This window comes from Staphylococcus carnosus, assembly GCF_900458435.1.
In the GTDB taxonomy this organism is placed as follows: domain Bacteria; phylum Bacillota; class Bacilli; order Staphylococcales; family Staphylococcaceae; genus Staphylococcus; species Staphylococcus carnosus.
Genome location: NZ_UHCT01000001.1, coordinates 1,392,686 through 1,405,086 on the forward strand (window position 1 = coordinate 1,392,686; position 12,401 = coordinate 1,405,086).

Annotated in this window: 15 protein-coding genes; 13 read left to right on the plus strand and 2 right to left on the minus strand. The window is 31.3% G+C overall.

The features are described from left to right. Positions 1 to 124 precede the first annotated feature (124 nt). Positions 125 to 955: a lipoate--protein ligase family protein gene (locus DYE31_RS06705; protein WP_015900405.1), complete on the plus strand. Its 831-nt coding sequence runs from the start codon at positions 125 to 127 to the stop codon at positions 953 to 955. A gap of 48 nt (positions 956 to 1,003) precedes the next feature. On the opposite strand, the gene DYE31_RS06710 is transcribed toward DYE31_RS06705, so the two are convergent. Both DYE31_RS06710 and DYE31_RS06715 read right to left on the minus strand, forming a co-directional pair. Next, on the minus strand, positions 1,004 to 1,216 hold the full coding sequence (locus DYE31_RS06710; RefSeq protein WP_041613116.1) for an SA1362 family protein: 213 nt from the start codon (positions 1,214 to 1,216) through the stop codon (positions 1,004 to 1,006). A gap of 34 nt (positions 1,217 to 1,250) precedes the next feature. Beyond that, positions 1,251 to 1,838: a hypothetical protein gene (locus DYE31_RS06715; RefSeq protein ID WP_015900403.1), complete on the minus strand. Its 588-nt coding sequence runs from the start codon at positions 1,836 to 1,838 to the stop codon at positions 1,251 to 1,253. A gap of 231 nt (positions 1,839 to 2,069) precedes the next feature. Between DYE31_RS06715 and DYE31_RS06720 the strand changes: the two genes are divergently transcribed. The 12 genes from DYE31_RS06720 to DYE31_RS06775 all read left to right on the plus strand — a co-directional run bounded on the left by DYE31_RS06720 (position 2,070) and on the right by DYE31_RS06775 (position 12,337). Further along, positions 2,070 to 3,128, plus strand: a complete 1,059-nt coding sequence (locus DYE31_RS06720; RefSeq protein ID WP_015900402.1) for a M24 family metallopeptidase — start codon at positions 2,070 to 2,072, stop codon at positions 3,126 to 3,128. A gap of 27 nt (positions 3,129 to 3,155) precedes the next feature. Next, positions 3,156 to 3,713 carry an elongation factor P gene (gene efp / locus DYE31_RS06725; RefSeq protein ID WP_015900401.1) on the plus strand — a complete coding sequence of 186 codons (558 nt, stop codon included), beginning with the start codon at positions 3,156 to 3,158 and terminating at the stop codon, positions 3,711 to 3,713. A gap of 249 nt (positions 3,714 to 3,962) precedes the next feature. Further along, complete coding sequence (accB, locus tag DYE31_RS06730; protein ID WP_015900400.1) at positions 3,963 to 4,433, plus strand: acetyl-CoA carboxylase biotin carboxyl carrier protein; 471 nt, start codon at positions 3,963 to 3,965, stop codon at positions 4,431 to 4,433. A 2-nt stretch (positions 4,434 to 4,435) separates the two neighbouring features. Next, a complete protein-coding gene (gene accC, locus DYE31_RS06735; RefSeq protein WP_015900399.1) occupies positions 4,436 to 5,788 on the plus strand; it encodes an acetyl-CoA carboxylase biotin carboxylase subunit in 1,353 nt (450 codons plus the stop codon). Between the two features lie 21 nt (positions 5,789 to 5,809). After that, entirely contained in the window at positions 5,810 to 6,181 is a 372-nt protein-coding gene (locus DYE31_RS06740; RefSeq protein ID WP_015900398.1) for an Asp23/Gls24 family envelope stress response protein, read from the plus strand. A 20-nt stretch (positions 6,182 to 6,201) separates the two neighbouring features. Continuing rightward, positions 6,202 to 6,588, plus strand: a complete 387-nt coding sequence (gene nusB, locus DYE31_RS06745; protein ID WP_015900397.1) for a transcription antitermination factor NusB — start codon at positions 6,202 to 6,204, stop codon at positions 6,586 to 6,588. An 18-nt stretch (positions 6,589 to 6,606) separates the two neighbouring features. After that, positions 6,607 to 7,947 (plus strand): exodeoxyribonuclease VII large subunit, encoded by a 1,341-nt coding sequence (xseA, locus tag DYE31_RS06750; RefSeq protein WP_015900396.1) that lies wholly within the window; start codon positions 6,607 to 6,609, stop codon positions 7,945 to 7,947. Next, entirely contained in the window at positions 7,937 to 8,161 is a 225-nt protein-coding gene (locus tag DYE31_RS06755; protein WP_174221422.1) for an exodeoxyribonuclease VII small subunit, read from the plus strand. Before xseA ends, DYE31_RS06755 begins: the two co-directional genes overlap by 11 nt. Next, positions 8,154 to 9,032, plus strand: coding sequence for a polyprenyl synthetase family protein (locus DYE31_RS06760; RefSeq protein ID WP_015900394.1), 879 nt, complete (start codon positions 8,154 to 8,156; stop codon positions 9,030 to 9,032). Before DYE31_RS06755 ends, DYE31_RS06760 begins: the two co-directional genes overlap by 8 nt. Before the next feature lie 241 nt (positions 9,033 to 9,273). Then, on the plus strand, positions 9,274 to 9,726 hold the full coding sequence (gene ahrC, locus DYE31_RS06765) for a transcriptional regulator AhrC/ArgR (RefSeq protein ID WP_015900393.1): 453 nt from the start codon (positions 9,274 to 9,276) through the stop codon (positions 9,724 to 9,726). A gap of 14 nt (positions 9,727 to 9,740) precedes the next feature. Next, a complete protein-coding gene (gene recN, locus DYE31_RS06770; protein WP_015900392.1) occupies positions 9,741 to 11,420 on the plus strand; it encodes a DNA repair protein RecN in 1,680 nt (559 codons plus the stop codon). Positions 11,421 to 11,446: 26 nt separating this feature from the next. Further along, positions 11,447 to 12,337: a phosphate acyltransferase gene (locus DYE31_RS06775; protein ID WP_015900391.1), complete on the plus strand. Its 891-nt coding sequence runs from the start codon at positions 11,447 to 11,449 to the stop codon at positions 12,335 to 12,337. Positions 12,338 to 12,401 lie beyond the last annotated feature (64 nt).

Genomic DNA, 12,401 nt, shown 5'->3' on the forward strand with positions numbered 1-12,401 from the left:
AAAATGTTTTTCTCGAAGAATATAAGTCTTTTTTATTTATATGAGTAATGAATGAATGGATATTAATTTAATATGTTAATATACATACATAACAGTTAATTCAAGGTGATTGGAGATTTTTAAATTGACAGAGACATGGAATTTTATAAATTCAGGCAGCCATGATCCATATTATAATATGGCAATGGACGAAGCATTACTTAATTTCGTTTCACGAGGTGAAATCGATCCTGTAATTCGATTTTACACTTGGAATCCAGCAACATTATCAATTGGTTATTTCCAAAGATTAAAAAGGGAAATAGATATTGATAAAGTAAAAGAAAAAGGCTATGGACTTGTAAGAAGACAAACAGGGGGAAGAGGCGTTCTACATGATAAAGAGCTGACATATAGTGTAATAGTTCCAGAATCTCATCCAAATATGCCTAAAACAGTAACTGAAGCATATAGAGTTATTTCGCAAGGCTTGCTGGAAGGCTTTAAAGAACTTGGCTTCGAAACTTATTTCGCTATTCCAAGAAGTAAAGAAGAACGAGAAAAGTTAAAACAGCCACGTAGCTCTGTTTGTTTTGATGCACCTAGTTGGTATGAGCTGGTCGTGGAAGGGCGAAAAATAGCTGGAAGCGCTCAAACAAGACAAAAAGGAGTTATTTTGCAGCATGGTTCTATATTAAAAGATATAGATGTTGACGACTTGTTTGATATGTTTATTTTTAAAAATGAACGCTTAAAAGATAAAATGAAAACAGCTTTCATTGATAAAGCTGTTGCGATTAATGACATTTCAAACTCAGAAATCACTTTAACACAAATGGAAAAAGCATTTGAAAAAGGGTTCCAAAAAGGATTAAATATCAATTTTAAACCGTTAGTATTAACAGAAGACCAAAAGGCTGAAATAAAAGAATTAGAAGAAAAATACAAATCAGATGAATGGACATATAGAAAGTAAAAACTATAGCTTGCATTGTTTTAATTCAGAACAATGCAAGCTATAGTTTTATCTATTACGCCATTTATATTTCCATCGTGCTTTTTTATACTTTCTTTGATCTTCAGTTAAAAAGAAAAAGAAATATACTAAATATGCAATGCCTGCTAATATTGCTAAGCTAATTATCATTCTTACTAATGAAAACAAAATTGCATCTAAGTTTATAATCAATCCAATCAATGCGATTAGCAAAATCACGTAAAATAATATTTTTTTAATCATAATGTTATGTCACCTCTTTAAAACTATTGCTTCATGATTGAGGATTTTTTACATTTATTTGCGAAAGTTGATTTTGGCCCTGGTTAATTTTTTTCTTATCTTTTTCTGAATAACCGTCCCGTATAGATTTAAATGATTTAACCAAGTTGTTGTTTAAATTTTGGATGTTCTTATCATCCGCTTTATCTGAATCAGACATTTCTCCTTGCTCACGGTCTAATTTGTATTTATCATGAGCACTTTGTATATCTGTTACTATTTTATCCAACTTGCTTACAATTTTCTCATTTCTTTTGTTTTTATTTATTTCTGATTTTATATTATGGTAATCGTTTAGAGTCTGTGTAATCTGTTGATAATATTTTGAAGAAGCTTTAGCAGACTTTGTTTTCAATTCATTTACAGCTGCTTCTTTAGTATTTTTCTTATCAGCTGTTAACGATTTTTCTTTTTCATTTAAATCACTAATTTTTCGATCTAACTCTTGGTTATCTAATTTAAGTTGATGATTCTCTTCTCTAAGCTTGGTTGTTTTATGTTCTAATGGTCCTAAGTTTTGACTCCCGCAACCAGCTAAAAGTATAGATGCTCCAAGCACAGTAGTTAATACTTTTTTCATAATAATCTTCCAATCCATAAGCAATAATTATATTAATATATTATCATATCCTACGTATAGAATCTTATTAAAGCTCCTAAAAATTGAAAATCAATAGACTGAAATTAATAATTCGAAATTCTTAAACATTAATTTATAGTTCAGTACAGGTTTATGATAAACTTTAGTCATAATATAGGAAATATTCATAAATCAAAATTTATCATTAGCCAATACATAGGAGGAATTAAAATGTCAAAAATTGATAAGTTAAATCATCTTTTTTCGGAAAAAGATTTAGATGCCATTGTAGTACTCTCAGATTACAACCGAAGATATTTATCAGGTTTCACTGGTACAAGTGGTGCGTTAATTATTACTCCGAAAAATAATTACTTAGTTACAGATTTCCGATATATTGATCAGGCAACAGATCAAGCTCCAGATTTTAAAATTATTAATCGCTCAAATGGATTAGTACAAGAGGTAATTGAAGTATTAAGACAATTAAATGTCCAAAAAGTTGGATTTGAAGGACATTTAGTAAGCTATGATACTTATATTGAACTAAATCAAGAGGGTATGTCATTCATAAGTATTTCAGACGCTATCGAAGAAATTAGATCTGTAAAAGATCAAGAAGAAATAAATACTATTAAAAAGGCTGCTGAAATAGTAGATAAAACTTATGAATACATCTTATCTATTGCTAAAGTCGGCATGACTGAACAAGAATTAAAAGCTGAATTAGAAAGTAAAATGTTGCGTTTAGGCGCAAGTGGGCCATCCTTTGACACTATTGTGGCTTCAGGTTACCGTGGTGCATTACCACATGGAGTAGCAAGCGATAAAAAGATAGAAGAAGGAGATATGATTACATTAGATTTTGGTGCTTATTATAATGGCTATGTTTCAGATATCACTCGTACATTTGCTATTGGACAACCAGATCCAAAATTATTAGAAATATACAATATTGTATTAGAGGCTCAGCAAACTGCAGTAAACAAAATTAAAGCAGGCATGACTGGAGAAGAAGCTGATGCGATTGCACGTGATATTATTAGCAATTACGGTTATGGTGAATATTTCGGCCATTCAACTGGACACGGTATCGGACTTGAAATACACGAAAAGCCTATGCTTGCTAAGACTGCTAAAACAAAATTAGTTCCAAATAATTGTGTAACTGTAGAACCGGGTATTTATATAGAAGGATTAGGCGGTATAAGAATCGAAGACGATATATTAATTACCAAAAATGGTAATGAAGTCTTTACTAAATGCACAAAAGACCTTATTATTTTATAATGAAAGCGTATATGAGGAGGAAACTGAATGATTTCGGTTAATGATTTTAAAACAGGTTTAACAATTTCAGTAGACAATGGTATTTGGAAAGTTATAGATTTCCAACACGTAAAACCAGGTAAAGGATCAGCATTTGTACGTTCAAAATTACGTAACTTACGTACAGGCGCAATCCAAGAAAAAACTTTCCGCGCTGGAGAAAAAGTAGAACCAGCAATGATTGAAAATCGTCGTATGCAATATTTATATGACGATGGTGACATGCACGTATTTATGGATAACCAAACATTTGAACAAACTGAACTTCCAGGTGATTACCTTGAAAATGAATTAAAATTCTTAAAAGCTAATATGGAAGTCCAAATCCAAACTTATGAAGGCGAAACAATCGGTGTAGAATTACCTAAAACTGTTGAATTAACAGTAACTGAAACAGAACCTGGTATTAAAGGTGATACTGCTACTGGTGCAACTAAATCTGCAACGGTAGAAACTGGATATACTTTAAATGTACCTCTTTTTGTTAACGAAGGAGATGTTCTTGTCATCAATACTGGCGATGGCAGCTATGTTTCAAGAGCTTAATAATCTATTAAATTAATTAACCTTTCTTTGATTAAATATCAGTTTTCAAGCAAGTTGCGAAAAGATTATGTTATAATTTTATTCGCACTTATTATTGATATTTAAGAGAAGAGGGGTTTTTCTTATAATAAAAATCAGTAATAAATATAAAGAGGACTCTGTACATTGTTACATTGATATGCTTGAATTGGGGTTTTCACTCAAGTAAAATGTACAGGAAGAGTAAAAACAATCTGAAGGAGCAGTATTATGAACTTTAAAGAAATTAAAGAGTTAATCGAAATTCTAGATAACTCAAACCTGACTGAAATTAATATTGAAGATAATAAAGGAAGTATTATTAATTTAAAGAAAGAAAAAGAAAGAGAAATTATTACACCTCAGATTTCATCACAACCAGTTCCAACACAAGCTGCACCACCAGCTTCTAACCAACAAGATTTTGTAGAAAATAATAACACATCTTCAGCTTCAAAAGAAGATGCTGGTAAAACTATTAACGCTCCAATGGTTGGAACGTTTTATAAATCACCATCACCTGAAGAAGGTGCATATGTTCAAGTAGGAGATACTGTATCAAATGATACTACGGTTTGTATTTTAGAAGCGATGAAACTGTTTAATGAAATACAAGCTGAAATATCTGGGGAAATCACTGAAATTTTAGTTGAAGACGGACAAATGGTAGAGTATGGCCAACCGTTATTTAAGGTGAAGTAATTATGAAAAAAGTATTAATCGCAAATCGCGGTGAAATTGCTGTAAGAATAATAAGAGCCTGCAAAGACTTAGGTCTACATACAGTTGCAATTTATTCTGAAGGGGATAAAGACGCCCTACATACTCAAATGGCGGATGAAGCATACTGTGTTGGTCCTACTCAATCAAAAGATTCTTATTTAAATATTGCAAACATCTTATCAATTGCTACATCAACTGGTTGTGACGCTGTTCACCCAGGTTATGGTTTTCTCTCAGAAAATGGAGATTTCGCAGAATTATGCGAAGCTTGTCAATTAAAATTTATCGGACCTAATTATGAGTCAATTCAAAAAATGGGAATTAAAGATGTGGCTAAAGAAGAAATGATTAGAGCTAATGTTCCTGTTGTTCCTGGTAGTGAGGGTTTAGTTGAATCAATTGAAGATGCTAAAAAAACTGCAGAGGAAATTGGTTACCCTGTAATAATTAAAGCAACTGCAGGTGGTGGTGGAAAAGGTATTCGTGTAGCAAGAGACGAAAAAGAACTTGAAAACGGATATAAAATGACACAACAAGAAGCTGAAACTGCTTTTGGCAACGGTGGCCTTTATTTAGAAAAGTTTATTGAAAACTTTAGACATATTGAATTCCAAATTATGGGAGATCAATTCGGGAATGTTATTCAATTAGGTGAACGTGATTGCACAATTCAGCGACGAATGCAGAAACTTGTTGAGGAAGCACCTTCTCCTATTTTAACAGCTGAAAAAAGAGCAGAAATGGGTGCTGCATCAATAAGAGCTGCTAAAGCAGTGAATTATGAAAATGCGGGTACTATTGAATATATATATGATTTAGATACTGATGATTTTTATTTTATGGAAATGAATACACGCATACAAGTTGAACACCCAGTAACTGAAATGGTTACAGGTGTCGATTTAGTGAAATTACAGTTATTAGTAGCAATGGGCGAACCGCTACCATTTACACAAGATGATATTACAATAAATGGACATGCAATGGAGTTCCGTATAAATGCAGAAAATCCATATAAAAACTTTATGCCTTCTCCTGGAAAAATTACGCAATATTTGGCACCCGGAGGTTACGGCGTAAGGGTTGAATCTGCTTGTTATACTAACTACACAATCCCTCCATATTACGATTCTATGGTTGCAAAACTAATCATTCATGAACCTACTAGAGAAGAAGCAATTATGGCAGGTATGCGTGCATTAAGCGAATACTTAGTACTTGGTATTGATACCACTATTCCTTTCCATATACGTCTTTTACAGAATGATGTCTTTAGAGGCGGAGAATATAGTACTAAATTCCTTGAGCAAAATAATATTATGAATGAAGAATAGTTTATATGAGGAGGTAATAGCATGGTAAAAGTCTTAGATAATACTCATAAAGATTTAGGTAAAGTTGAAATTTCACCAGAAGTACTTATTTCTATTGCTAGCATTGCGACTTCAGAAATAGATGGATTACATGGACATTTTGCAGAATTAAAAAATGCTTCGCCTGAAAAGTTAAACCGCAAAAATTTAACAAGAGGTATTAAATTAGAAACAAAAGATGATGGTATCTATATAGATGTTTTCTGTGAATTCAAATATGGCATTAATATTTCTAAAACAGCTACGAAAATTCAAGAAACAATTTTCAATTCTTTAAGTACTATGACTACAATTGTACCTAAACAAATCAATATTCATATTACACATATTGAAGTTGAAAATACTAAGAAATAAGAAAAAAGGAGTTACTCTAAATGAGTCGTAAAGAATCAAGAAGCCAAGCATTTCAAGCACTATTTCAACTTGAAATGGAAAATACAGATTTATCTATTGATGAAGCAATCAATTTTATTAAAGATGATTATCCTGATTTAGAATTTGATTTTATTTATTGGTTAGTTTCAGGTGTAAAAGACCATGAGCCAGTGCTAGATGAAAAAATCCAAAACAACTTAAAAGACTGGAAAATTTCTCGCTTACTTAAAACTGATCGAATTATCTTACGTATGGCTGCATTTGAATTAGCTAATAGTGATACTCCTCCAAAAGTTATTATTAACGAAGCTGTCGAACTGGCAAAACAATATAGTGATGATGATCATTATCGTTTTATTAACGGCGTATTAAGCAATTTAAATTAATAAGATTGAGTGATAAAAATGTCCGATTATTTAAGTGTTACCGCATTAACCAAATATATTAAATATAAATTTGATCAAGACCCTCATTTGCAGTCTGTTTTATTAAAGGGCGAGCTTTCAAATTTTAAAAAGCATAGCAGTGGTCATCTTTATTTTAATTTAAAAGATAATAATAGCGTAGTAAACGCAATGATGTTCAAGGCGCAAGCCAATAAGTTAGACTTCAACCCAAAAGAAGGAGACGAAGTACTTATTGAAGCACGAGTTTCTGTTTATGAGCGTCAAGGAAATTATCAAATTTATGTCAATAAGATGCACTTAGATGGTATAGGGAATTTATATCAAAAATTAGAAGCGTTAAAAAAAGAATTAAAAAAACAAGGTCTTTTTGATACTAAACACAAAAAGGAAATACCAAGATTCCCTAAGAAAATTGCAGTACTCACAGCAAGTACTGGCGCAGCAATTAGAGATATCTATTCTACAATTAATAGCAGATACCCTTTAGTAGAACAAATTCAAATAAGTACATTAGTTCAAGGTAAGCAAGCAAAAGATGACATAGTTAATAAAATAAAGTATGCAGATACCTTAGATGCTGATGTAATGATTGTTGGACGTGGCGGCGGTTCAATTGAAGATTTATGGAATTTTAATGAAGAAGAAGTAGTTAGAGCGATTTTCGAAGCAAAAACGCCTGTAATTTCTGCTGTAGGACATGAAACAGATTTTACATTAAGCGATTTTGTCGCAGATGTTAGAGCTGCTACACCAACGCAAGCAGCAGTTATTGCAACACCTGACCAAGTGGAATTAAGTCAATATATTAAGCAGACAGAACTAAATTTATCCAGACATATAATTCAAATAATTAATAATAAGAAAAAACATTTAGAACATGTTGCTTCTTATTATAAATTCAAGCAACCTTCATTATTATATGATCAGCAAATTCAAAAGAAAGATGATTTTGAACGTCAATTAAATCTTTCTATAACTACGAAACTCAATAACGCATTACAAAAAGTGGAATTGCTTACCAACCGTATTAATTTAAAAGATTTAAAACAACAGACCTTGCAAGGCATACAATCAAGATTGCAACTCCACGATTCTCTAAATAAATCAATTATTAATATAATAGACAATTCAAAAAAGAGACTTAGTCAAAGAATTGAAAATTTAAATAGTTTAAGTCCATCTAACACTATGTTACGAGGATATACTATAGTTAATAAAAATGAGCAAGTTATTACAAGTACACAGTCATTAGAAAAAAATGACGAAATTAATTTACAGATGAAAGACGGAACTGTAGATGCAATAGTCAAGAAAGTAAGGTGTAATCATAATGAGTAATAAGCAGACTTTCGAAGAAATGATGGAAGAATTAGAATCTATCGTAAAAAAATTAGATAATGAAGCTGTGTCTTTAGAAGATGCGCTTGATTTATATCAAAAAGGCATGAAATTGTCAGCTTCATGTGATGAAACATTAAAAAATGCCGAAAAAAAAGTGAACCAATTAATGAAAGATAATGATGGAGAAGAAGCTGAGAATACAGATGAATAATTTAATTATAAAACAGATAAACGAACTGCTGTTACAGTCGATTCCATTGTCTCCACTTGATACAAATTTAGAAGAAAGTATGCGTTATTCTCTTGAAGCAGGAGGAAAACGTATACGACCATTATTATTAATTGAAACACTAAAAATGTTGTCTAACAATTCCGATTACAGCAAAGGTTTGCAAACAGCACTCGCATTAGAAATGGTTCACACTTATTCTTTAATACATGATGATCTTCCTGCTATGGATAATGACGATTACCGAAGAGGTAAACTGACAAATCATAAAGTATATGGTGAATGGAAGGCCTTACTAGCTGGCGATGCTCTGCTAACAAAAGCCTTTCACTTAATTAGTACTGATTCTTTATTAGATGCTGAGGCACGTATTAAATTAGTTGAGGGGTTGTCTGATGCAAGTGGACATTTAGGTATGATTGGTGGTCAGACCTTAGATATGGAAAGTGAAAATAAACAAATTCCACTTGAAACTCTCCAGCAAATCCATAAAGAAAAAACTGGTGCTTTATTAACTTATGCAATTATGGCTGCTGTTACTATTGTAAAACCACCAAATGAGATTTCGGATATCCTTAATAACTATAGTGAACACTTAGGTTTGATATTCCAAATTAAAGATGATTTGCTTGATGTGTATGGCGATGAAAAAAACTTAGGAAAACCAGTAGGTAGTGATGAAAAAAATCACAAAAATACTTACGTCACTTTGTTAGGCCAAGTTGAAACTGAAAATAAGCTTGAATATCATGTTAATCAAGCTGAGACTTCTTTAGCACAACTAAAAAAATCTGGTTATGATACAACACAACTAGAAGATTTAACTAAATTATTCTATAAACGAGACCATTAATAATAAATAAGCTGAGACTATTAAGAGCATATTTTTCAAAAATTTAATTATCATTTGGATAAGGATTTTTTGAAAAACTATCGTGAAAATGGTTTCAGCTTATTTTTAGTTATTATAGTCGTTAATAAAGATACAACCATATACAAAAAACAGTTTCCGATAATAGGACTTAAAGTAGCTATTCTTATAAATATTATGATAATATGAATGTATAAATATTCGTAATTTGAGGTGTTAATTAGTGGCTAAAAAATCGGTTAGACATATAAAAATCAGAGAAATAATTTCCACTGAACAAGTTGAAACACAGGATGAATTAGTTAGACGTTTAAATCAATTCGATTTAAATGTAACACAAGCAACAGTATCCAGAGACATTAAGGAATTACAACTTATCAAAGTACCTGCGCCTACAGGTCAATATATTTATAGTTTACCAAATGATCGTAAATATCATCCACTTGAAAAACTAGGGAGATATTTAATGGATTCTTTCGTCAATATTGAAGGAACAGGGAACTTACTTGTATTAAAAACATTACCAGGTAATGCTCAATCCATTGGTGCGATTCTTGACCAAATAGATTGGGAAGAAGTTTTAGGCACAATTTGCGGTGATGATACATGTCTATTAATTTGTCATGACGAAGAATCTGCAAATGCAATAAAAACTCGGATTTTTAATTTGTTATAAGGAAGCGATATACCATGTTACAAACATTAACAATTAAACAATTTGCCATTATTGATGAATTAGAAATTAATTTTGCAGATGGCTTAACAGTTTTAAGCGGAGAAACAGGTGCAGGTAAATCGATTATTATCGATGCTATCGGTCAACTAATTGGTATGCGTGCTTCTTCAGATTTTGTTCGTCATGGTGAAAAGAAATCAACAATAGAGGGTATTTTCGATATTGATGACAATAAATCAGTAATAGAAACTTTAAAAGAATTAGATATTGATATAGATGAGGATTTTCTACTAGTAAAAAGAGAAATCTTCAGTTCTGGAAAAAGCATTTGCAAAGTGAATAATCAAAACGTAACTTTGCATGATTTAAGATTAATTATGCAAGAACTTTTAGATATCCATGGGCAACATGAAACTCAATCACTATTGAAAAAAAAATATCATTTACAGCTATTAGATTCTTATGCAGATGGAAAATATGATCAGTACTTAGAGCAATATCAAGAAACATATCAAACATATAAAGCAAAGCAACATGAATTGAATGAATTAGAGTCTGCTGATCAAGCATTGTTACAACGCTTAGACTTGATGAAATTCCAAGCTGAAGAATTATCAGAAGCCAATTTACAAGACGGTGAAATAGATCAACTTGAGGCTGATATAAAACGCATTCAAAATTCTGAAAATTTAAGTGTTGCTTTAAATGCTGCACATTCTACCTTAACTGATGAACAAGCAATCCCAGATCGACTATATGAATTGAGTCAACAATTGGATACTATAAATGAAATTATTCCAAATGAATTCAAAGAATTAAAAGAGCATGTAGATCAATTTTACTATACTTTAGAAGATGCAAAGCACCAGTTGTATGATGAAATTTCAAACACTGAGTTCGATGAGCAGTATTTAAATGAACTTGAGTCGAGAATGAACCTCTTAAATAACTTAAAAAGAAAGTATGGCAAAGATATTCAAGATTTAATCCAATATCAAGATAAATTAATAAATGAAATTGATAAGATTGAAAATTATGAACAAAATACTGCTAATTTGAAAGAAGAAATTAATCATCTAAAAACAAAATTACTTAGTGACGGTCAATTACTTTCTAAAGAACGACGAAAAGTTGCTAGAGAGCTTAGAGATCATATCGTAGAAGAGATACAAAACTTACAAATGAAAGATGCAAACTTAGAAATTTCATTCAAAACGCTTGATGAACCTAATTCTGAGGGTATTGAAAAGGTAGAGATACTTATTAGTCCCAATAAAGGAGAGCCTTTAAAAAGTTTAGGCAAGATAGCATCAGGCGGTGAATTATCCAGAATTATGTTGGCACTAAAAAGTATTTTTGTTAAATCAAGAGGCCAAACTGCAATTTTATTCGATGAAGTCGATTCAGGAGTTTCAGGAATAGCAGCACAAAAAATGGCGGAAAAAATGAGAGATATTTCCAAATATATACAAGTGATATGTATTTCACATTTACCACAGGTAGCCTCAATGAGCAATCACCATTTATTAATTAGTAAGGCATCCTCAGATGATAGAACAACTACAAATGTTAAAGAACTTACAGGTGATGCTAGAATTGATGAAGTAGCACGTATGATATCAGGCGCTAATGTTACTAAAATTACAAGAGAAAATGCTAAAGAAATGATTGAACAAAATCATTCTGCAATTTAAATTATCGTTTGAGAGGGGTTTAACATATGCAATTCCAAACTTTAGTATCCGATTCTAAATCATTATCTGGAAACATTGGTGTAATGTTTGCCGATGATGAATTAATCATTTCAGCAATTATTAAAATTCTCAAACAAACAAATGCTCATGTAACATTATATGGAATAAAGGATCCAACCGAATTAATACGTTCGTTTAATATAGACGGTGATTTTTTAAATCGCATTCATTTAAGAACTTTTGAAGATAAAGAAAATGTGTATAAAAAATGTGCTGATGATTTAACTAATTCAAGTATAGATGTGTTAATGAAGGGTAATGTTTCTTCAGCAGAAATATTATCTTTCATTTTGCAACATAAATCATTTATTGATGAAAATAATTTTTTAAATCATGTTGCATGTTTTGAAATTCCATCCTACCATAAAATGCTTATGATTAGCGACGTAGCTCTCAATATTTTACCTAGTATTGACGACCGTATAAAAATGATTAAGAATATAGAGAGTTTTTCGAAAGGCATAGGTTATAACCATCTGAATATTGGTTTACTATCATCTGTAGAAAAGCCTACTAATAAGATTCCTTCTTCAATTGATGCAGCTGAAATTTCTATGCACTTCTCTGATGATTCATTTGTAAGTGTAGAAGGACCTTTTGGTTTCGATAATGCAATTGACAAAGAGAGTGCAATTGAGAAAGGACTGGAGTCAGATATCGCTGGAAATCTTGATGCATTAATAGTACCTTATCTTGATGTAGGAAATACTTTATATAAATCACTAACATATTTTGCACATGCTAAAGTTGCAAGTTTAATTTTGGGGGCGACTTTTCCAGTTATATTAACATCACGCTCTGATACAATAGAAAATAAGGTTAACTCAGCGATTCTAGCATTACGAACATTATTATAACTTAATACTTTTATAAGTTCTTCTTCACTTTAGAAGAAGAACTTTTTTTATTGGAAAATAACTA